Raw genomic sequence first — 24,257 nt, 5'->3', positions numbered from 1 at the left:
TATCCTCTTCCATACGCTCGGCAGGTTATTCTGTAGGGGCACGATATCATCGTGCCCATTTCAATCGGGAAGACAGGATAAAATCGTAACCTTTTCAATACGCTCAGCTCGTTAATCTGGGGTCAAGATGTTAACAGGGCATGGCATTGCCATGCCCCTACAAGGATCTAGGGATATTTGATTGGGTGGGGGTAGTTTTTATCGTATCCTCTTCCTTACGGTCGGCTGGTTATTCTGTTGGGGCACGATTTAATCGTGCCCTTTTCACTCGGGATGAGAGGATATAATCGTATCCTTTTCCATTCGCTCGGCAGGTTATTCTGTGGGGGTACGATGTTAACAGGGCATGGCATTGCCATGCCCCTACAAGGATCTAGGGATAATTGATTGGGTGGGGGTAGATATTATCGTATCCTCTTCCATACGCTCGGCAGGTTATTCTGTAGGGGCACGATATCATCGTGCCCTTTTCAATCGGGAAGACAGGATATAATCGTATCCTTTTCCATTCGCTCAGCACGTTAATCTGGGGACACGATGTTAACAGGGCATGGCAATGCCATGCCCCTACAGGTAGGTCTTAATCCAGGATCACATTAGTCAAGAATCCCATAGTAAATCTTGAGATAGTCAATAATCTGATCACTGTGGGGTGCTAACTCGGGCAGATAGGTATTCAAGGCTTGGCGTACAGCATCAGCAAAAGCAACAGCATCCTGAGTTTTGCTGCGGACAAATGGGTCCAACTTCTGAATTAACAGCCAGTTGCTGTCAATGTTCTGCGCCTTGAGAACAGCTTCCAGGGGGGGTTCGGTTAAGTCAGGGAAATCCGGGAGAATGCGGCTGACAAACGTCACCCGATGGAAAACACGCCAGCAGGGGGGCTTTTTGTCCGATTGCTGGGCTTGACGTAACGCCACAGCATTGGGACTATCGCCCGCTAACCAAATCGGATCAACGACTTTGCCAAACAAATCTTCAAAGTTGCGATCCGAACTATCAAGATAAAATGTCTTGAAGCGATAGGCATCAACTTTACCCGCTGCGGTGACAGCATTGCCATGCTCATCGAAGACTGGTTTCCATTCATTATTTGCATCTGGAGCCGTCTTTTGTAAGTCACCGGGAACATCCACATTCACCTCGATACTAAAGGATTTTTCTGTATCCTTGGCTTTAGTTTTGGTGAGGCTGAAACCACCACCGATTGAGGCTTCAAATGCCAGATTGAAACCAATGCTGAAAATTTCCACATCGGTGCTGAAACTGCCACCTACGGCACCACTGAAGCTGAAAGAGCCAGCCGTGACTTCACTCTTAACATCAGTGGTTTCAGTGGTTTCGGCAAAGAAGCCACCATCAGCTGTCCAGACATAGGTATTCACCAAGTTGCGTTTGGCAAATTTTTGGGGCAATTCGAGGGAAGTACCTTGAGATAGGGCATCACCAAACCCGCCGACGATGGAACCAACCCCAGCCCCAACAGCCATACCCAACGGACCAGCCATAAGTCCGGCGGCGGCACCGGCGGCGGCACCAATGATCTGCCCGGTTTCCGCAATCTCAGTATCTGAGTTTTGGTAATAGTTGAGCAGGCGTTGCTCTTCCCGTTGGATGCGTCGTTCAATGGCGTAGGCTTCTTTGGGTTTGTAGTAGCTGTATTCCCCATATTGACGGGCCTTGACATAATCGGGATCGAGAACCACAGCGCCTTGTTCATCGTAGCCCACGCGACCATCCAATGTACCCTGCTTGGTATAGCGAGGGTTCATTTGGAAGGGAATAATATTCCAGTCGATGGGAATATCCGGATTGGGTAGCATCCGGAACGAAACCAGAGCGTTATTGTGGGCGAGGCGCAGGGCAAAAATATCTGCCGTTTGGGATTGCACTAGGGCAAAGCCCATATTTCCCGGTTGAATGCGCCGCCCGACAGCAGGATTAAGCTGCTGTTCGGGTGATGCTCCTTCCGGAGAGCCGCCCAGAGCCACAGACATGGTGCGGGTGCGGTTAATACTGGTGCCTAAACTTTCTTCCTGAGACCAGCTATTGGAGGTGTCAAAGGTTCCTTCCACACCTACATTGACTTCCGCCTCAACTAATTTCTTCGCCGTGCCAATACCTAAGGGAGCTGTAATCAGCAAATCATCGGAACCTGAACTGTAGGAACCTGCCCCCTTAAATCCCAGATCAAAACTTTCTTCTTTGGAGGTTGAAAGGGTATAGGTGACAGTTTCACTCTCCACAACTTCGATATTGGACACGTTCCCGATGTTGTCGTAGCGGAAGCTAACATTCCCATCCGTCAGGTTTTCACTGGGAACTGGGGGTACACCTTCAATGTAACCAATGACTTGAGGATCGAATTGGGCTTGTCCAATCCATTCCGTCACCAGATTACCCACTTTGTAGCCTGTGACTAAGCACCATTGACCGTTTTGTAAGTAACTGTAGCAGCGTTTGAGGACACCACCCAGGTTGCCCTGATTGTCCCGTTGTAAATCAGCATATTCGACAACTGATGGGGTACTGTCAATTTGTTCGTGGAAGTCGGTGCTGACACTGGCAAGGGCAGAGCGGACGGCTGCCGTATCATTGCTAATGGGTGCAGTGGAGAGGAAGATCAGCGGTTTGCTATCACCACTGAGTACAGACAGATGATTCCCCCGCAAACTGTTATCGTTGAGCTGAGTCGCATCGCTACGGCTGGAGTCGTCGTCAAAGGTGTAGTAGGCGAGGAGGTCTTGTTTTTCCCCTTTGAGGCGGGTGAACAGGTTGTCGCCAATTTGCTCATCGGTGCGAAGGGTGCGCCAGATACGGACTTCTTCCAGGATACCTTGGAAACAGTCCTGGGATACCCCATTGAGTTTGTAACCCGCCATACTGAACTGGTCATCGCCCCAATTGGGAGTTCCCAATTTCAGGGCGTGTGCGGCGAGAGGCAAACCATTTAACAACAGGTAAAAGGGACTTCCTTTGGGATCGGGATTTCGCACCCAACGGGCACCTTTAATTTTGCCATGGTTGTTACTCTTGCTATCAATGGCGACGTTGCCTTCGTTCTCTTCAAACTGCCACCAACTGACTAAACCCGACTCACCGCCTTGGATGTTTTTGCCGATATCTTTCTCGTCACGAGCTTTGTTCCAAAGCCGCACTTCGGAGATGGTGCCCTGGAAATAGGAAATCTGACGGGGGGAGGATTGGCAACGACCAATTTCTAAGGGTTGATCATTACCCAGGGGCGCTTCGCCGTCGTAGCGGTCTACTCCCCGTTTGACACCATTAATATAGAAGGTAATGTCGAACCATTCGTCTACAGTAACGGATTTAATCGCCTTGATGGTTTTGTTCTGACCATCAATTGTTATGGTTTGGTCGCCTTCCTCTTGGTGTTGAGTGGTGCCCTTCTTGCGGGTGACGGCAACCCGATAGAATGTGCCAGCGGTTAGGGCTTGAGTCGAGTAATAGGTATGGTTGCCACCGTCGGCATCTTCAAAGGTGAATTCTAACGTGCCATCACCAGCGACTTTGAGTTGGTAAGGAACACTTTTGTCTTGTTGATCAAAAAATCCTTTACCGATAATACCCTGACTACTACCCCGGTTATTGAACTGGATAAAGGCTTCGATGGTGAGATCTTCACCAATATCAAGCATTTGATTATTGCCGCAGTCGAGGTGGCTTTGTCCGTTAAAGCTGAGCCCGTGAGACTGGCGGAAACATAAGGCGATATGATGCCACTGTTCAGGGGTTAGGGTTTCTTTACTCTTGAGCCAGCGTTGTCCCTGGTGGTTTCCTGGCGTTCCGTGGCTGACGCCAGCAATCAGCACGTAAGTTACGAGTTGGTCTGGAGCCGCAGTAACGGTTGGACTACCGTGGATTGTGCCATGATAACCATTGGGTCCGCGATCATTGGCTTCACCATTGATGAAGGTGTAGTAAGCGACTAAATCAGTTTCATTACCCTGGAGGCGACGATTCATGTCCGCCTGAATTTCGGCTTGAGAGCGATCGCGTTGCCAAATTGCTACCGCGTCTATTTGTCCTGGGAAATAATAGTCGGGATTGGTTTCTGTGTTGCCAGCACCTATCCTCAGTGGATAAGTCGTGTTAGGCGAAAAGGTGGTAGTCTGACTATCAGACAATTGACCATTGACGTAGAAACGCATAGTCTGACCATCGTAAGTCCCTGCTAAATGCGTCCAGGTATTGAGTTGTACGTCTGAACCAGTAAGAGTCTGCCAGCTACTAGATTCGTTCCCACACCAGAATTGCCAGTTGTTATTTGAACCCGCGTAGAATATGTATCCTGTTTGTGGGTCGTCACCACGGGAGCAAACAGGACAGCGATAATTATTGTCTCCCCCCGTAACTTTGACCCAGCAAGATACAGTAAATTGACTGGGATTGAGTTGTGAGGGATAGGAAACTTGAACATAATCGCTAGTTCCGTTGCACCGTAGAGAGGAGTCTAGTGTAGCTTTTTGTAAGGCGAGAGTATAGGCGGCATGATCAGAACAGTGATGGATTAAGCGAGAGGTTCCTTGGTTCGTGTCACTGGGATTCACCCAGGCTTCCACCGTTAGATCCGAGTTCATCGCCGTTTGAGCTAGCTTGGCGCTAGGTAACAAAAGCAAATCACTATTGCTGCTGAAGTAGTAGGCACGTCCAGGTGTGTTCGCAATCCAAAGGCTGTCTCGTCCAGGAGTGACGGTTGCTGAGCCGTTGGTGATCTTGGTGCTGTTGTTTGTCACTAAGGCGACTACTTGCGGCGATCGCTCTTTAACACTATAAGCTGACGGACTCACGGTGGCGGTTACGTCTGACGGTTGATCTCCTGTGCCATTCAGAATATCGGTAAACAGTTGGGGATCGCGGGGCAAATCCGTCCAGGTTTCCGTGATGCCGCGATCGGGATTCGTAATCACCAGGGTACAAGTTTTAATTATGCGACCATCGCTGATGGTTGCGGTCATATTGTTGCTGCCTGCAGAACGAGCTAGCAACGTTACGCCACTCTCAGCAAACTGCAAGCGGGTTCGTGCCACTAGAGTCTGGAAATAGGCTGCCATGAACTGTCCAGAGTCATCGGGATAGTAGAGGGTAAGCTCTCCCGTTGCTCCATCTAACATTGTTGGTGTATGGGTGCTCGGAGCAAACTTGATTAAGCTGCCGTTCACCGTCAAGCCAGAAGCATCAATATGGACAAGCCCCATCGGTAAGCGAATTTCCTGTTTTTCGCCCCCAGTTAATACGCTCAACTGGCTTTGTTTATCAGTTAGATTGTTCTGCTTTTGTAAGAAAAGAGATTGTTTCGTCGAGAGAAGCGCTTGCTGAGCAATTAGACTGTTCACTAACGTGGTCTGAGCATTAAGCTGTGTTTGCTTTTGGCTGATCTGATTAGTAATTTCACTAATTCTAGTGGTGTTCCATAGATCACCTTGGATCACCTCTAGAATGCTGTTATCGTATGGGGTAGTCTGACCAAGACCTCCATACTTATTACCATCCCAGGAACGCCAATATTCTAGACTCGTCCCAATCCGAATCTGGTTAGTAGAAACCGAATGTACGGTAGAACTGTCTGTCCGATTTTGGAGGACGTGGCATGGCTCCCCCCGAACCAATATCCCGGCTCGCCCTTTGTTGTATATATAAAAACTCCCATCATTGTTTATAGCAAAGCGCCAGTAAACACGATCCCCGTGTACATGATCATTAAGAGAAGCGTAAACCCAACCTGCATCTTCAGCCTCTACTACAAGATACCTTTGGTTGCAAGTGAGTTTTAACTTACACCAGTGATTTTTAAAGTTAGCTCGTTCAAAAGCTTTCTCGCTTTGCAGAGCTGCAATCTCGCGCTCTAAGTTTTGTTTGATACTAGTCTCAGGCGGAATGCGATCAACATCGCTTTGTATAACCGCAATTTCCTGGTTAAGCTGCTCAATATCATCCGTCAGGGTACGAATTTCCCCTTCCAGATTGGAAATGGCTGCCGTATCATCACTCGCTTGAGGTTGTTCCAGCACGGGCAGATCGATCGCATCAGGTGTGCTTGGCAGTCGTCCTTCCCGGGAAACGGCAAAATCCAGGGTAGCGACTGCTGGATCACCGCCACTTCTGGAATTTGTGGCGGCGGCTACCATGACGCGGGCACTTTTCTTCATCGGTTTGCTGCTGCCGTCGTACCCAGTCGCCACTGCTTCCTGCTGGTAGTACAGTTTAGCTGACAATGAATCCACAATTGTCCGATCTGTGAATGAGAAACTGCTGCGACGCATTCCCGGATGATCGCCAATGGGCGCATCGGAAGCCACCCACTCAGGTTTACTGTAAATGGTGCCATAGTTACCCTTATCGGTTTGATCAAAAGCCCGATTCCCTGCCCCTTCATCAAACCGCCAGTAACCCACTAGCCCCGGTTCATTACCAATTAAACGCCGCAAACGATCGCTGTTTATCTCATACCCTGTCCGGGCATAGCCCCACACCCGTGCTTCATCAATTTGTCCGGCAAATAGGTTATCTGCGTTACGGTTTGAGCCGAGCCGGACGTGAGTAAATTGAGCAGAAAGCGTCAGGGTTTGAGACAGGACTTCTGTACCATCTAAGAAGCCTTTGAGAGTCGTGCCATCATAGCCAATCACGAGATGTTGCCAGTCGAGAGCGATCGCGCCGATGGTAAAATACCCATCTGCATGATTGAACCGCCAGTTCCCTGCCCCATCGCTATCTATCTGAAATGAGCCAGTTGTGGTAGCACTATTACTAGAGGCAAAAATTCCTGCCGATTCCGGCAAATCCTGCTGTGCGGCGCGTACCCACATCTCAATCGTAAAGGCGGTGGGTGTCCAGGCTGGGTTGAGAACCACCTCAACATAGTTACTGCTCCCATCAAACCCTAAAGCGGTTTCGGCATGGTTCGTGGCTTGAGTAACAGGAATCAAAGCCGCACCCGTAAAGGGATCGGGTCCCGGTTCTCGTTCCAAAACGGCATCGCGATAGAAGAGATCGGGGCTGGTGTAGAGTTGGGTGCCTTGGGGATTAAACAGTCCATCACCAGCTACTTCTAAGTTAAAGGCATCAATGCGCTGGGTGGCGCTATTGTGGGCAAAAAACTGCCAGCGTTTAATCCCATTCACTTGGGTGGGCAGTTGCAATACCGTAAAGCCGCCAGCGGTTAAGTTGCGAATAAACGCTAGTTCTTGGGTTGGCTCAAAGAAGGGATTCCCTTCCATATCCTTCGCCCCGAGGCTATCGGTTTGACTAGCAGGGCTGGTTTTGTGGCGGCTGCGCTGGTAGCGGACTTCCCGGTTGGGTTGTAGGATATTACCACAGAGAATGAAGCGATCGCACAATAATGTCCGGTCTACAATCGCTACCTTATTGCCATCGCTTAACTGAAAATCACTGTCTGGACGATTCGGATCTCCTGATGCACCACCGCTGTTGAGTTTGTTAACCGCATTCGGATCATTAGCGGCAATTGCCTGACGGAAGACAAAAATATGGTGATTATCCGAAAACACTTGGAACGGTGCATCTGCTGTCAGTCGAGCGGTTGTGGACAGAAAGTGATCCACTTCATTGGGTAATAACTGACTCGGATTCGCTGCTTCTTGGCGAGTGTCTGCCTTTACCGTTGGCATCCGGGTGTTGTCAACGACGCTGTAACCTACCTGAGTAATTTCATTAGGAAACCGGATTTCTTGTGGGTTTTCGGGCCAATAAGCGGCATCAAACTCCCCCTTTGTTTGGTCCATTTTGGACATATTCAGAACCGCGTAGCGAATACGCTGTTGATTATCCATCGCAAACGCGATGACAGTTCCTTTGTGAGTCACCATCGCGGTGTGCTGGTAAGGCTTGTCGCTATAGGTTTTGAGCAGCTTTTCCGAAAGATTAGCGGTTGGCATTTGTTTTTATTTCTTTTAGTAGGTGCGATTTGAATGGCTATCGATTATTTTCCGAATGTTCGATAAAAATTGTCAAGCAAAAAATGTTAGAAAATGTTAGAAAATGTTAGGACTTTTAATGTATCCATATATCGACGTGTATGTATATAGATATGCGCTCATATAAAAACAACAAAAAAAACAATAAAAATTGACAAATAACCCATTAAGATACGATATTAAAAGGGCATGGCAATGCCATGCCCCTACGATTATCCAGGAATAATAAAACTACTTTGTCGGTTGGGTTGAGGTACGAAACCCAACTATAGTGAGAAGGTTGGTCAATCGCTTGCTTGGATACACCCAGCGATCGCACCACGTCCTTTTTTAGATTAGATCGCTAGGACATCGGTCAAGAAACCGGGTTTCTTGGAGTGAAAGGTTGATATTGCATTGTCATCCTGACTCCTTTCCCCGGTTTCTAGGAATACTTAACCGACGCTCTAGGTGCCAGAAATTAGTCAACCTACAGATAGAAACCTAAACAACCCAAAACCCTAGCTAATTTCTTTCGCCAGATCCATGTCATTTAAAGATATTTCTCTTGGCTGTTGCGATCGCGGTTTGATCGGCATCTCGATTATGAACGTTGTCCCTTTCCCTGAGGTGGACAGGCAACTGAGTTGTCCCTGGTGTTTCTCAACGATAATTTGGTAGCAAATGGATAAACCTAAACCTGTACCACTTCCCACAGGTTTTGTGGTAAAAAACGGATCAAATATTTGCGGTTGCACCTCCTCAGAGATGCCGATTCCGTTGTCACTAATGCAGATAATCACAACCTCAGTCTGCTGGTTTCCATTTTTCGGGGGGGGTTGTCGGTGAGCATCGGTGACTTCGGTGCTGATCCTAATTACTCCAGGTGACGAGTGACTTTCTATGGCATCGAGAGCATTCGCCAGTATATTCATAAACACCTGATTTAATTGATTGGCATGACAAGTCACTGGGGGCAGTTGACCATACTCTTTAATCACCTGAATTTCCTGCCGATTTCCGGGGCTTTTGAGTCGATGCTGTAACAGGAACAGGGTACTTTCTATTCCTTGATGAATATCCACAGACTTCAGGTCAGCTTCATCGAGTCGAGAAAAGTTCTTTAGGGAAAGAATAATCTGATGAATCCGCTCTGCCCCTTCTTGGATAGAATTGAGCAGTTTATGCCAATCTTCTTGGATAAATGGGAAATCAATGGTTTCCGCTATATCTTGAATAGATGAAGAGGGATTGGGATAAGTTTCTTGATAGATGTTAATTAGCCGCAGCAAATCATTAAAGTATTGACGCCCAATGCTGAGATTGCCCAAAATAAACGAAACTGGATTATTAATTTCGTGAGCCATTCCCGCAATCATTTGCCCCAGACTGGACATTTTTGCCGTTTGCACAAGCTGGGATTGGGTCCGTTTTAATTCTTCGAGGGTGCGTTGGAGTTGATGCGCTCGTTCTCGTTCGCGTGCTTCCGATTGTCGCAGGGCGGTTTCGGCTTTTTGGCGTTGGGTGATATCTAAGGCGGTGCCGAAGAGTTTAATTACCCGATGGTGTTGATCAAAAATGGGTTCAATTCTCACCTCAAGATGCCGAACGGTTGTGCGATTTTTCGGTACAATCTGAAAGTCTAATTCGTAGCAGAGTCCTTGGGCAATGGCTTGCTTGACTGTTTCCTCGAATTCTGAGCAGTAATCGGGATGAATGAAGTCAAGGAGTTGTTGATAGGTGGGTTCCGTTTGATTGGGTTCCAAACCAAAAATGCGAAACAGTTCTGCTGACCAAATAATCTGATTCGTGATTACATCAAATTCCCAATTGCCAATATGAGCAATACGTTGAGCTTGAGCCAGATTTTTTTCGGAGAGGCGCAGTCTTTCTTCCGCCTGCTTGCGCGTGGTAATATCAATACCAAAGGATTGAACTTCTATAATTCGTCCTTCTGTATCCCGAATCGGTTGATCTGTCCACTTAAACCAATGGAATTCCCCCTGGTGAGAAATCATGATATGTTCGGAGGTTTCGGGACATTCGTGGTTGACTAGAGATGCCACAAAATCCCTCATCTGATCTTGAATGGAATCAGGTAGTAACTCTAAATATTTGGTGCCAATCAGTTCAGTTTGAGACTTGCAAAAAAAACGACAGTAAGACTGATTGACAAACGTGAGGGTGGTATCCGGTTTCCAGCGACAGACGAGAACTTGTTCCTGAAATTCTACCAGTTCTCGATAGCGGATTTCGCTTAAACGCAATGCCTCTTGTGCTTGTTGACGTTCTGTGATATCACTAGCTGTACCGGTTACACCGACAACCTGACCCTGGTCATCAACGACTGCGATCGCGTTGAGCAATAATTGAATGGGTTCCCCAGCTTTAGTTAGATGGGTGGTTTCATATTGGAATACCGACTGTCCCTGAAGTAAACGCTCAAAAAGATTGACATCTGCTTCCAGACATTCCGGTGACAGAAACTCGATAAATGAACGTCCCAGCATTTCCTCTGGAGAGTAGCCATAAAGGTGGTGTACAATCGGATTAACAAAGGTGTAATTCCCATCCCGATTAATCGACCAAATCAAGTCTTGTGACGCTTCAACCAGATGGCGATATTTTTTTTCACTCTCACTCAGGGCAATTTCTACCTGCTGGCGTTCCTGAATTTCTTGTTGCAGTTGGATATTTTGTTCGGTTAGCTGCTTTCGTAACCGTTGCAGACGCAATTGACTCTCCACCCGCGCTAAAACTTCTTGCAATTGAAACGGTTTAGTAATGTAATCGACACCACCGACTTCAAAGGCTTTTACTTTATCAAAGGTTTCATTTAAACCACTTAAAAAAATGACTGGAATATTCTGGGTTTTCGGAGAGGCTTTCAACTGTTGGCAAACTTGATAGCCGTCCATATCCGGCATGATAATATCCAGTAAAATCAAATCGGGGGGATTGTTAGCAATAGATTTCAGCGCCAGTCTACCATTGGGAATGATCCGGATTTTGTACCCTTGTGCGCTTAACATCTCGGTTAACAGGTGCAAATTATCCGGGGTATCATCAATCGTTAGTATTGTCCCTTTGTATAGAGGAATTGACTCCAGAGTCATCGTCTTCATCAGTAGGTGATTTGGTCAAGGCTAATAGGTACTCGAATTGAAATTCATGAGTTAAAGTAGAGAGAGAATTGGCTAAAGATTCATCGCGATCGCGAATGCCCTCAATCAGGCTCAACATCCGATCAAAATCCCCTTCAATTGTGGCTTGATGGAGCGATATTCGCCACTCCCCAGGTAAATCCGCCAAATCCGTTGGCGTCAAGGTAATGGTTATCGGGGATTCGGGAATCTTGGGTAGCACCTCAGACAACTCAAAATTTGCAGTATCCCGAATGTGAGTAGACTGGCTCTTGGTTAAGTCTAATAGGTTTTCCAGCAGTTCCAGCAAATGCTTACCCGCACTATAGATAATCCCTACATTTTTCTGATCCTCGGATGAGAGGGATTCAGAACGGTACATCAGTTGAGCAAACCCGAGAATCGCATGGAGTGGTGTTCTAAATTCATGGTTTAAATTAGCTAAGAAGGCACGTTTAACTTGGTTAGCGGCGGCGGCTTCGTCTTTGGCTTGTTGCAGTTGTTCTTCTAACTTGGCATATTGGCAGAGGTTTTGCTGCAATTGCTCATTGACTTGACTTAACTCCTTAGTTCGCTCATCCACTTGTTGAAGCAAAAGTTCAACTGTGGCATACATTTCTAGAGGATTCAGCGCTTCTAGAATTGTACTTTCGGTGATCAGTCCGGCGAGTATTCCGGCTTCGTCTATAACGACTAAACGGCGAATTTTATTGCGTTTCATTATTTCATTCGCCAACATCATTGAATCATTAATTTTAATGATAAACAGTGGTCTACTCATCACGGTTTTCGCCGGAGTTGTCGCAAAATAAATACCCATTTTTTGGCATTTAATAATATCGTGTTCGGTAATAATTCCCTGGGGAACGACATCTGCGTTATTTTTGGTTTCCGTAATCACGATGCAGCTTTTTTTATGGGTCAGCATTTGCTGAGTAATTTCAAGTAGGGACGCCGTATCATAATTCTGAATTACCTGAGATGTCATCACATCTCCCACTCGTTTGAACTTCAATAAGCCAGTGGTTTTAACCACATCTAGAATGGTTTTAGGCGTAATCACTCCAATAGTTTCACCCTCTTTATCGATGACAGGTAAATGACGAATATGATGCTGGCGTAGCAGGTAAAGAATGGAAAAAATGCCTTGATCTGGGTCAATGGAAACAGTAATCGGATTAGGCGTCATCACCGATTGAATGCTTAAGTTTTCCAGGGGTAGCTGATGAGCAGCGATGCGGACAAAATCCCGTTCGGTGAAAATACCCACTAACCGTTTTTGTTGCACGACTAATGCATAACTACTCTGATGTTCATTGAGCCAATTAATAATCTCTGTTACCTGCATTTTGGGAGTAACAATCAGGGGATTGCGATCAATCGCTTGTGATTGCGATAATTGTGCCAAGAGAGGACTGCAAGATGACATTTTTACGTTTTATTCTGATTTTTAAAGCCAATTAGTTTAATTGTAATCTATATCGGCATTCGTCATACTCGCTCCCGAAGAATATTAAGTAGAATAGCACTGAAATAAGCATTTGGGGAGCGCCAAAACCATTTATCTATCGTAGGGTGGGTTGAGCGAAGTCGAAACCCACCAGCATACCAGTCAGTGACATTCGACTTAGGTTGGGTTCGTAGTAGGCACGAAGCGTGCCAGAAGCGCTAAAGCGCTTACTACAAACTCTAAAGTCAGTGACATTCGTCTTAGGTAAGAGTTTGAGCAAGGAAAAAGTCGTCAAGGGATAAACAGAAGAATTTAGTTGTACAATTCAAATAGACCAAGTATATAACATGTCGCTCAGTCAATGTATTAGGTTGGGAGTTGTTCACGACTGATTTAGACGAGATCAGAGTTTCACATTTCGTTATCATTTCATAATTCAGACTCCTTACTTACCCAAGGTTCGGTGATATCTAGTAATCGTTCAAACTGAAAATCATGAGCCAAGTAGGTTAGAGTCTTGGCTAAGGTTTTATCCTGATCCTGGATTTTATTAATCAAGCTTAACATCTCCTCAAAATCTCCCTCAAGGGTAGCTTGGTGCAACGAGGCTAACCAATCAGTAGGCAACATAGCCAAATCATCCGATGTTAAGACAACTGTCTCCGTTGGCATCAGCGTTTCCTCTGGTTCATCATAGATAAAGCTGATTCCCAGATGTTGGCGTATGGCTGCAAACAAATCAGATTCGTGAAACGGTTTGGCAATGAAATCCGCGCAACCCACCTCTAAGGCTTTTAACCGTTCTTCTTCTATTACACTAGCACTTAGGGCAATGATTATTGGTGATGTAGAGACGCGCCATGGCGCGTCTCTACACTGTCGAATGTGTTGGGTAACGGCGTAGCCATCCATTCCCGGCATCCGCAAATCCATTAAAATTAAATCAGGATGCCAATTCTGCCAAATCTCTATCGCCTCTTCACCATTATTCGCCTCTTGGAGTTCAAACCCCAAGGGATTCAGCAATTGCATTAATAGTTGACGGTTTTCCACTTGATCATCCACAATCAAAATTCGATAGTGGGGTTGATTGGGGGCAAGGGCAATGACGCGACAGGACGTATTTTGGAGTGTACTAGAAATAATATCGGTTTCCTTTGCCTGAATATTAAACGTAAAGGTTGTTCCCTGGCTAACTTGACTTTTAACCGTGATTTTCCCGCCCATAAGTTGGATGAACTTGCGCGTAATCGGCAGTCCTAAACCCGTCCCACTCTGGGATTGAACTCCGCTTTGGCTTTGCACAAAAGCTTCAAAAATACTCTCTAATTCATCCGCCGCAATACCGCATCCGGTATCTTTAATTTCAAAATGAAGCGTCATTCGTCCATCGTCATTTGTCCGTTGTTGAGCAACAGTCACAACCACACTCCCAGCGGCAGTAAATTTAACGGCATTACTCAGGAGGTTAATTAAGACTTGACGTAACTTAATCTCATCGGTTTGGATTGTGGGAGGAACATCAGCCGCGCAGTGAAAATGTAACTGTAACCCTTTCTCATTTACCTTGAGTCGAAACATATCTTCAACTTCACGCAAAAGATGATGCAGGTTAAACGTAGTTTCAGTCAAAGTAATACGTCCCGCCTCAATTTTGGATAAATCTAAAACTTGGTTAATTAGCGTCAGTAAATGTTCTCCACTATGGTGAATAATCCGTAGATTGTCTTGGTATTGGCGGGGTAGGGTGACACTATTGCTCATCAATTGAGCAAATCCCAAAATGGCATTGAGAGGACTTCGTAATTCATGACTCATATTTGCCAGGAATGTACTTTTTGCCCGATTCGCGGCATCGGCGGCTTCTTTTGCCTCTTGTAAGGCAATTTCCGCTAACTTGCGTTCGGTAATATCGGTATTCGTGCCAACCATACGAATATCCTTCCCTTGGGCATCTCGGATGGCTTGTCCCCGGACAACAATCCAACGAATTGAACCGTCTTTGTGCATCATGCGATGTTCAAGCCGGTACTCTGAGGTTTTTTCTGCTAAATGTGCCTGGGTTTCGGTTAGGAAAGTGGACTGATCATCGGGATGAATAGAGGTAATCCAATGGTTAAAATTATTAGCAATTTCGGCTTCGGTGTAACCGAGAATTTCCTTAATTGTGGGGTCAATATAAAATTCATTCGTCTCTAGATTCCATTCCCAAACTCCCACCTTTGCCGCACGAGTAGCTAACTCATAGCGCTGTTCACTCTCTTGTAAGGCGGCTTCTATCTGTTGGCGTTCAGTGATGTCTGTAGCGGTACCGAGAAGCTGAGTAACCATACCGTCAGGGGTTCTGGCAAAGGGAGTTTCTCGACTCAAAAGGGTGTGCCATTCTCCATTAGCATTTCTGACGCGGTACTCGATTTCAAAGATTTCGCTATCCGCCGCGTTTTGGACTTGTTGAAAATAGGCGGGTAATCGGGCTAAATCCTCAGGATGAATCAGAGTTGGCAGAACATTTGCACCCATGGTGTGAATTTGTTCTGTGGTATAACCAAGAAACGCTGCCATTTCCCGGTTGGCGTAGATATTGCGTTGTTCATTCAGGTCAAAAATATATAAAAGATTGGGAGAGGCTTCAGCAATCCGTTGCACAAAATTCTGACTTTCTCGTAGTGCAGCTTCGGCTTGTTTGCGTTCAGTAATGTCGCGAATAATGCAAATTCTTTCGCCTCCTGGTAATAATGTGACCGAGACTTCATGGGGAAATGTGCTACCATCACGTCGTAAACCTTGAGCTTCTGTGCGGCAATATCCCTGCTCTAATAATAAGGGTACATAGTCTTCCAGCAGGCGTTGATATTCGCTAATATCGTACAGCGTCTGCCAATTTTGACCGAGGAGTTGGGCAGCACTATCATAACCAAAGATTTGGGCGTGCGCCTGGTTAAGAGAGACATAATCTCCCTGCTGATTCATAATTGCAATCCCATCGGTAGCAGCTGACATGGCGGCGGCTTGCAACTGTAAGGTTTTCTCAACCTGTTTGCGATCGCTAATATTAAAGCTAGTGCCAATCAGTCGATAAATTCGCGAGTTGCTATCCCGCAGAGGGGTTAAATTGGTAATCCACCAGGTTTCTTGTCCCTGAATCCGCAGACATTCTTCATAGCTCATGCGTTCTCCTGCTGCAACACAGGCATGATACCGTTGAGACACCGCCTGTGCCGTTTCTGGAGTGAACATTTCTTGGGGAGTCTTACCGCTTATTTCTGAGGCGAGAAGACCTGACATCCGTTCATGGGTGGGATTAATACTAACATAACGGAATTCGCCATCTTCGAGAACATCCACGATAAAAATAGCCGCTTCAATCCCGTCATAGATACTGCGTAAAAAGGTTTCTCGTTCTCTCAGGGATTCCTCGACTTGCTTGCGTTCGGTGATATCCTGAACGACAACCATACCCGCCATAATTTCGCCAGTATCATTTTGCACTGCCCGAGTTTGTACCAAATGAATGCAATTGCGATAGGGTATTTCTATGGTTTGTTCTATCCCCGCCAAAGCATCACGATACAGAGGTTCAACCAGCGCACATTCTGGTTCCGATAAAGCGTCCCAAATTGTTTTTCCTTCTAATAGATTCCGACTATATCCTGAACCTGACTTACCTAAGTATTGACCATCCGCCACCAAATAACGCAAATCCTGATCAAACAAGAAAATTGCCCCATTAGGAAAATGTTTTGCCATGGTACGATACAGTTGTTCGCTGTTGCGTAATTCAACTTCTGCTTGCTTGCGATCGCTGATATCAATTACCGTACCAATCACCTGCTTAACGCTGCCATCTGCAGTTCTGGCGAATACCGTTTCTCGACCAAATAAGGTATGCCATTTCCCTTGGATATCCTGCATCCGGTACTCTATCTCTAAAATTTCTCCATCCGCCGCCGTCACCAACTTTTGCAACTGTTCTGAGACAATAGTAACGTCATCGGGGTGCAACAAGCTGGAGATAAACGTTTCGCCCATGGCTTGAATTTGTGCGGGTGTATAACCTAGAATTGTGGTAATTTCTTGGTTGCTGTAGATATTGCGATTTTCAATGAGATCATAAATATATAAGCAATAGGGTGAAGCCGCCGCAATTTGTTCGATAAAATGTTTACTTTGGCGCAGTTGTTCCGCTGCTTGTTTTTGCTCGCTACTATCTATACCTACACCCACATAGCCGATGGGATTTCCTTGGTGATCTCGAATTAGCGTATTCGTGGCATAAACTGGAAACGTGCTACCATCTTGGCGTTGAACGGTAAATTCTCCCTCCCAATAGCCGTTTTCTTGAACGCCCGCTAAAATTTCCTGCGCCAGGGCTTTATCTTGGGGGAGTACGGTAACATCAAGAATAGATTGACCGAGTATTGTTTCGGGATTGAGTTGATATAAACGTTGAGCAAATTGATTGGTGTAGATGATGGTTCCGGCTAAATCGGTAGCAATTACAGCGTTACGAACTTGATTCAGTAGAGAGGCTTGAAAGGCAATTTGAGCTTCGGCTTGTTTGCGATCGGTAATATCGCGGACGATGGAAACCAATAGCGCCTGATTTCTGGCTTTGTTATGGCGTAATTCTTCGGTTTGTTCCGCCACCTGTTGCTCTAATTGCTGATAATAATCGGCTGAAATCCGTTCAGGCTGCTGACGTTCACTGATATCAACAAACGCCGCGATCGCGTGAGTCAGATTCCCCTGATAATCATAGATAGGGGCGCCCCAGGCTTCGACGGAAATTGTGCGATCGCGGCGACGGATTTCCATATCATCAACCCGTATCCGTTTCCCTTGTAAGGCTTGCAATAGGGGATGGCGATTCCGGGGATACAATTCATCGGTTCCCGCCTGATAAATCTGATAGGTTTCAATGAATTGAGCCGCCGTCACGGATTCAACCACCCCTTGACCCAAAATTTGCTCACCAATTTGATTTACATAGTCAAGTTTCCCATCCGCTTCTGATACAAAAATACCCACAGGTACAGCATCAAGAAGCTGTTTGAGGCGATATTCCCTCTCTTGGAGTTGGGCAATTAATACGGCTTGGTCTCGATTAGCTTGGTTGAATCCCTGATTCATCTTTCTTCCTCGTGGAGACCCCCGCTATAAACGAGGCAGATATATCGAAGCGAAGCGAGTACCGCCAATGTTTTAGCGGCGGGAGGAAACGAGGGATATTTTATGGGGTTCAATACCCCTAAAATATCCAAATCACTGAGCATAGGAATATCCATCCTTTTTGTGAATATGTGTGCAGTATTTGTGACTGATTCCTTGAACTAGCCCATCAAGTGTTGAGATGTTGAAGCTCCCAGTGGCGCGAGTGGCTACTCGACCAAGGTAAGTTCCAATCTTTTTGCCCGAAGTGACAACAGCTTTAACGATGTCACCCGTTTGAAAGCCTTTGTGAAATTTGGTTCTTGAGCAATAACGAACCGGAAATCCAAACTTATCGGTACGACATTGTTGGCGGGTTCCGTGACCCTTAGCAGCAATCAGCAGTGGCTTAACACCTGACGTGATTAATTGTTCTGGTGTTGATGCTCCAACGCAAACAGCGTCCCAATAGTGAGTCTTCTCTAATCCTCGAATGGTTCTGTTGTACTTAGTACGTCCACCAGTGCCAACCTCAACAGGTAAGCCTGTTTTCTGAAGATTTTCGTACAGATTCCATCGGGTTGCATTGACGGCGGCTGTATCAGCCAGAGGTCTTTTGGCTTGTGCCAAGATTCGCTTAAGCAGGTCAGGTTTACCTATGAGAAAGTCCTTGATATCTTGACTTCCCTTTTTCTGGTTACAGGGAACACAGGCTAGACATAGGTTTCCGACTCGGTTAGAGCCACCTTTTGATCGAGGTTGAATATGCTCAATCTCAACAGGCGTGTTTTTTGCGCCGCAGTAGGCACAAGTTCTGTTCCACTTTTCCAGCAGAAACTCACGTACTTCGTAGCAGAAGAGAGTCCCTTGTTGATATCCCACCCCGCTAATTTCTGCATCCTGCATCTGTTGTGTATCAAATCGTACCAACTCTTGCGAGATGGCTGTAATTTGACTCAGTGATGACAGACGCTTCACCCAAGTCAGGATGTTAGCAACCCGACTGTTAAGAGACGGTGGTAACCATCCCTGGGGACGGGTACGGTTAAGAAAACGAGGTTTGCGATAGCGGGTTTTACGATTACGTCGTGACCGCCGTAGTTGACGACGTGAAGTTAAAGCATCCCGAATTTGAAGCCCACGATGTTGTAACTCGGCTACCCAAACAACCTCACCCGTATTGTCGTTGATTAATGCTAATCCAGTGGTTTTTGCTCCTGGGTCAATTTTGACTCGAAGCGGTTCGATTTTGGGGTTTAGCACCTCCTGTTTGAGTATTACGGTGAAGGGATAGCGGCGGAATACAGCAGCTTTCCCTTGAGACAACAGCATTCTTGCTCTACCTGGATGGACGGGATTAAGAGGCTGTTTGTTGGTGTCTAGAACGAAAACTTTACTCAAAGCGTGAGTCTCCTTTCGGGTAATGTTAGCTTCGACAAAGTTTAAGGTCGGTACTGTCTCAAAAGCACTGCCTCCCAAATGGCTGTTTAACTTCTGAGTTCTAGAACTTGGAACTAGCTACGCATTCCAAGGTAGGAACTTGAACGCTTACCTTAAACGTAGGTATTGCTACCTGAGCCTGGTCAACGAGGGCTGTATTTCAAGCCCCCACTAGAATCGGTACTCCGATTTAGTGGTGGGTTGTTGACTTGATGCAGTTGTGCTGTTGTTCAAGTCAAGTCTTGGTCTTAATTATAGCGTCGCCGCGTTTCTTAGCCGATTCGCGATTCAGAACCCCGACTTCTTTAAGAAGTCGGGGTTCTCGTCTCGTCTTCAACTTTAATCCTATTTTTGTTTTTTGTCTAAACCCATTTTCCTAGCTGCATTATGGTAGGTTTTCAACGCTTTAGTCCCTACATTACCTGACTGTTTTCCCTTGGGTGATTTTTCCGAATCCTCTGAATCTCCGGCAGCTTTTTTTAGGGCTTCTGTATGAGCAATTCCTTGTTTTGCCCGATCTGCTTCAGTCAGTTGCATCGCATGTTTATCGGGAACAATATTTGAGCCAAACTTACGGGCATAAACTTGGGTAAATTCTGCCCCGATAAACAGGATTTGGGCGGAATAGTAAACCCAAGCTAGGAAAATCACTAATGAACCCGCTGCACCATAAGTTGAGGCAAAACTCCCCCGCCCTAAATACATACCAATTAAAGTCTTACCAATTGTAAAAAGTATGGCAGTGATAATCGCCCCAATCCAGACATCACTCCAGCTAATTTTCACATCCGGGAGAAACTTGTACATCATCGCAAATAGCAGCGTAATTACGCCCAGGGAAAGCACCCAATTTAAAAGCGACCAGAGGAATCCTACTCCCAAAAGTACATCACTGGCGTAATTACTCAACGCCGATAACGCCGCACTGACAATCAGAGACACTAAGAGTAAAAAGCCAATCCCCAGCACAACCGAAAAGGACAATAACCGTTTCTGTAAAAAACCTTTAACGGGGCGTCCAGGTTTCGGTTGTACTCCCCAAACAGTATTCAAAGCATCTTGCAGTTGAGCGAAGACTCCCGATGCACCAAACAGCAGCACAATAATACTGATAATTGAGGCAATACTGCTAACATTTGGTTGATTCGCATTTTGAATCGCCGTTTCAATTACTTTCGCCCCCTCAGTACCCACCAACCCTTGAATTTGCTCGACAATCTCCCCCCGTGCGGCTTCCGGACCAAAAATCGAACCCGCGATCGCGATCGCGATAATCAACAACGGTGCCAGGGAAAACACCGTGTAATAGGCTAAGGCGGCGGCTAACCGTGACGCTTTATCCTCTTGCCATTCTTGAATCGTTTCCTTAAACAGTTCTCCAATAACCTTAAATTTCATCACCAATAACTCCGCGAGGGATTTCTATTATCACATTTCAACCATCAATTATTAATCTTTATAAAATCTTAAGGATATAAGCGCAACCCCCCAAAGTTAGAAATTTCGACCTATACTAGATTGCATTCTGCCTAAGCTGTCATGTATTTAAATTGGGTATTAGTAGCGAGCAAGATGCAAAGCCTGCGGCATGGCTTCGCTTAACGCACTACATACAAGGATTTCGCCCTTATTGACATTAAGGTTTAAATGCCTAACAGATTAACCAGGCATCTGCTGAAGGTTTGATTCGTCAATGAGACTTTGAATAGGCTTCAAAACGATGCTTGAGTTTAGGCAAAAACGGCGACAATCACCGCTGCAACCGCCAATAAAACTGCCCCCATTTTCATTCCTGAACCATCGCTAAAAATTGCCAACGCTGGCAAAACAATCGCCACTCCTACACCCCATTGTTCCACGCGCTGAGTTACCTGATAGGCTCGGTTACAAGACCCACAAAGTTCAGTATGCCAAATTGACGCTCCCATCTTCCCCATCTTCCCCATCTCCCAATACACAAGATTTTTCCGCTAACCGTCCAAACCGCTCCAGGACGCGGTATGCTGAAAAACTGATAGTTTGATGCTTGCCTTATGCCTGTGCTGAACTCTGCCCCAGCCACCAATTTTCCCCTAACGGCTGTCGTGGGGCAAGAAGCGATTAAATTAGCGCTGCTGTTGGCGGCGGTTGACCCCGGATTAGGAGGAGTCGCGATCGCGGGACGACGGGGAACAGCCAAATCCGTGATGGCACGCGCCCTCCACGTCTTGTTACCCCCCATTGAAGTGGTCAAGGGTTCCATTTCTAATTGTCATCCCCGCTATCCTCAAGAATGGGATGACCAGCTTTTAGCCCAAGGCGTTGAACCCGATACCGTGGAGACGGAAATTATCCCCGCCCCGTTTGTACAAATCCCCCTGGGGACAACCGAAGATCGCCTCCTAGGTTCAGTTGATGTGGAGAAATCAATCCAACAAGGAGAACCTGTCTTTCAACCCGGACTCTTGGCACAGGCACATCGGGGGGTGTTATATATTGATGAAATCAACCTCCTGGATGACCAAATCGCCAACCAACTGTTAAGCGTTCTCACCGACGGGCGCAACCAAGTTGAACGAGAGGGGATGAGTTTTCAGCATCCCTGCAAACCTTTATTAATCGCCACCTATAACCCCGACGAAGGACCCCTACGAGAGCATTTACTGGATAGAATTGCCATAACCCTCTCTGCTGATGGGGTATTGTCATTGGATCAGCGAGTGCAAGCCGTCGAAGGTGCGATCGCGTACACGACTTCACCCCAAGCCTTTCTCGGTCAATATAACGAAGACATCGATAACCTAAAAACCGAGATCATTCTGGCACGGGAATGGCTCAAAGACGTGCAAATTACATCCGCTCAAATCGCCTATCTCGTGGAAGAAGCCCTGCGCGGTGGCGTACAAGGGCATCGGGCGGAACTCTTTGCCGTGCGCGTCGCCAAAGCCTCAGCCGCCCTAGATGGGCGTCAAACCATCAGTGCTGACGATTTGAAACGCGCCGTGGAATTAGTGATTGTCCCCCGTTCTACCATCGTCCAGACCCCACCAGAGGAACCGCCACCGCCCCCTCCACCCCCACCGCCCCAGGATGAGTCGTCTCAAGATCAAGATGAACCCGAAGATCAGGAGGAGGAAAACGAGGAAGAAGAACCGGAACAAGAACAAGAACCCCCCAGCATCCCCGAAGAATTCGTCTTTGATACCGAGGGCGTAGTTCTCGACCCCACTGTCCTCTACTTCGCTCAAATGGCGCAACGGCAAGGAAAATCGGGAACGCGCAGTATTATCTTCTCCGAGGATCGCGGGCGCTATGTCAAACCCATGCTTCCCAAAGGTGCAGTCAAACGCATCGCCGTTGATGCCACATTACGGGCGGCTGCACCCTATCAAAAAGCCCGCCGGGAACGCCAGCCGAATCGCAAAGTTATCGTCGAATCGGGAGATATGCGTTCCAAACGCCTCGCCCGGAAAGCTGGGGCATTGGTGGTATTTGTGGTGGATGCGTCGGGTTCCATGGCACTCAACCGAATGCAATCGGCAAAGGGTGCGGTGATGCAACTTTTGACCGAAGCCTATCAAAATCGTGACCAAGTCTCCCTGATTCCCTTTCGCGGTGAACAGGCTGAGGTGTTATTACCGCCTACCCGTTCCATTGCTTTGGCACGAGGGCGACTTGATCGGCTACCCTGTGGTGGCGGTTCCCCCTTGGCACATGGATTAACCCAGGCGGTGCGCGTCGGTACGAATGCCAAAATGTCGGGAGATATCGGTCAAATCGTGATTGTGGCGATTACCGATGGACGCGGGAATATTCCCTTAGCCCGTTCCTTGGGTGAACCGCTACCGGAAGGCGAAAAGCCGGATATTAAAGGGGAATTATTGGAGATAGCCGCAAGAATTCGGGCAATGGGGATTCAGTTATTGGTGATTGATACCGAAAACAAGTTTGTCTCCACAGGGTTTGCCAAGGAGTTAGCTAAGCAAGCCGGAGGGAAATACTACCATTTACCCAAAGCCACGGATAAAGCCATTGCCGCGATGACAAAGAATGCGATCGCGGATATGAAATCCGGGTAATTGTGCGATCGGGGAGCATCATCATGTAGGGGCACGGCAATGCCGTGCCCTTACCCCATATTACTCACCCCACACCCGACCCAAATTCAACACAAAACCCGGTAAGATTTCCTCACCGGATAACTCAGCCGGATTTGACAATATTTCTACTGTTAAACCGACTCGATAAACTTCTACTGTTCTATTTTGGGGATCGATTAACCAACCCAGTTTAGCTCCATTATCCATATATTCCTGCATTTTCTCTTGCAGTGACTTCAGAGTATCCGACTGCGATCGTAACTCCACCACAAAATCCGGGCAAATATTGGCAAACGTTCCCTTTTGTTCATCAGTAAGTGCATCCCAACTTTCTTGACTAATCCAACAAGCATCCGGGGCACGAGTAGCACCATTGGGTAAAATGAAAGCCGTTGAGGAATCAAACGCCTCGCCCGGTTCATCTGCATTCCGCCACCAGATATACAACTCTCCAGAAATACTCCAATTCCGTTTGCCAGTTCGCCAACCTGTGGGTGGATTCACAATTAATTCTCCTTTTGCCGTTCTCTCCAGGTGTAATTCTCTATTGCACTCGGCTAGGGCTGTAAACTGTTCTGGAGTGACATATAGCTTCATGGTTTTTGGTAACTCAAGTAACAGAGTTTCGGTTTCCGGTTTTGCTGGTGTCTGTACCATTTTGACCTTTCCTGTCATAGAGATTAGCGATCTAGGCGGTTAAAAACCTGGTTTCTGACTCAAATTTTTATATCTTTCCCAAAATTAGTAGGACTTACGCAAAGCCTCTATTTGTAGGGTGTGTTAGCGAAGCGTAACGCACCTTTGCCCCTGGACATGATATCACCTATGTTAGCTGATCGCACTTGCCGAGATTATCAACTGTTAAAACGAGCTCATTTATATTATCCATTTGTGTTGGTGCGTTACGCGGGGAACACAATTCACTGGAGTTTCCCATTATTGCCCCGCTAACGCACCCTACTTGCTACTTGGGCGACTCTTTCCGCATCACCTCCAACCAAGACATTCAACAATCGAGCGATCGCACCAATTAATTAATACAGCGATTGCCAGTATAATC

General features: G+C 46.7%; 10 protein-coding genes. 1 reads left to right on the top strand and 9 read right to left on the bottom strand.

The annotated features are described in order from the left end of the window. Positions 1–596: 596 nt before the first annotated feature. The 8 genes from RIG27_RS09625 to RIG27_RS09590 all read right to left on the bottom strand — a co-directional run bounded on the left by RIG27_RS09625 (position 597) and on the right by RIG27_RS09590 (position 21,046). Complete coding sequence (locus RIG27_RS09625; RefSeq protein ID WP_446344614.1) at positions 597–7,919, bottom strand: LamG domain-containing protein; 7,323 nt, start codon at positions 7,917–7,919, stop codon at positions 597–599. A 539-nt stretch (positions 7,920–8,458) separates the two neighbouring features. Beyond that, positions 8,459–11,053, bottom strand: coding sequence for a PAS domain S-box protein (locus RIG27_RS09620; RefSeq protein WP_446344612.1), 2,595 nt, complete (start codon positions 11,051–11,053; stop codon positions 8,459–8,461). Beyond that, a complete protein-coding gene (locus RIG27_RS09615; RefSeq protein ID WP_446344610.1) occupies positions 11,004–12,509 on the bottom strand; it encodes a CBS domain-containing protein in 1,506 nt (501 codons plus the stop codon). The genes RIG27_RS09620 and RIG27_RS09615 overlap by 50 nt, the downstream gene beginning before the upstream one ends. 136 nt (positions 12,510–12,645) lie before the next feature. Continuing rightward, positions 12,646–12,825 carry a hypothetical protein gene (locus RIG27_RS09610; protein WP_446344608.1) on the bottom strand — a complete coding sequence of 60 codons (180 nt, stop codon included), beginning with the start codon at positions 12,823–12,825 and terminating at the stop codon, positions 12,646–12,648. Between the two features lie 134 nt (positions 12,826–12,959). Then, a complete protein-coding gene (locus tag RIG27_RS09605) occupies positions 12,960–17,660 on the bottom strand; it encodes a PAS domain S-box protein (protein WP_446344606.1) in 4,701 nt (1,566 codons plus the stop codon). Positions 17,661–17,792: 132 nt separating this feature from the next. Further along, positions 17,793–19,079, bottom strand: a complete 1,287-nt coding sequence (gene iscB, locus RIG27_RS09600; protein WP_446344604.1) for an RNA-guided endonuclease IscB — start codon at positions 19,077–19,079, stop codon at positions 17,793–17,795. 384 nt (positions 19,080–19,463) lie between these two features. Beyond that, the gene (locus RIG27_RS09595) at positions 19,464–20,516 is read right to left on the bottom strand and encodes a YihY/virulence factor BrkB family protein (protein WP_446344602.1); all 1,053 of its coding nucleotides are present in this window, start codon (positions 20,514–20,516) and stop codon (positions 19,464–19,466) included. A 332-nt stretch (positions 20,517–20,848) separates the two neighbouring features. After that, the gene (locus tag RIG27_RS09590) at positions 20,849–21,046 is read right to left on the bottom strand and encodes a hypothetical protein (RefSeq protein ID WP_446344600.1); all 198 of its coding nucleotides are present in this window, start codon (positions 21,044–21,046) and stop codon (positions 20,849–20,851) included. Positions 21,047–21,151: 105 nt separating this feature from the next. On the opposite strand from RIG27_RS09590, the gene bchD reads away from it, so the two are divergent. Then, a complete protein-coding gene (bchD, locus tag RIG27_RS09585; RefSeq protein ID WP_446344598.1) occupies positions 21,152–23,176 on the top strand; it encodes a magnesium chelatase ATPase subunit D in 2,025 nt (674 codons plus the stop codon). A 60-nt stretch (positions 23,177–23,236) separates the two neighbouring features. Here the strand turns inward: bchD and RIG27_RS09580 are convergent, their stop codons facing one another. Beyond that, positions 23,237–23,854, bottom strand: a complete 618-nt coding sequence (locus RIG27_RS09580) for a Uma2 family endonuclease (protein WP_446344596.1) — start codon at positions 23,852–23,854, stop codon at positions 23,237–23,239. Between the last annotated feature and the right edge of the window lie 403 nt (positions 23,855–24,257).

The organism is Coleofasciculus sp. F4-SAH-05, assembly GCF_040222985.1.
GTDB lineage: Bacteria > Cyanobacteriota > Cyanobacteriia > Cyanobacteriales > Coleofasciculaceae > Coleofasciculus > Coleofasciculus chthonoplastes.
Note: the sequence above shows the minus strand (reverse complement) of the source record. Positions and strands in the feature narration are given on the sequence as shown.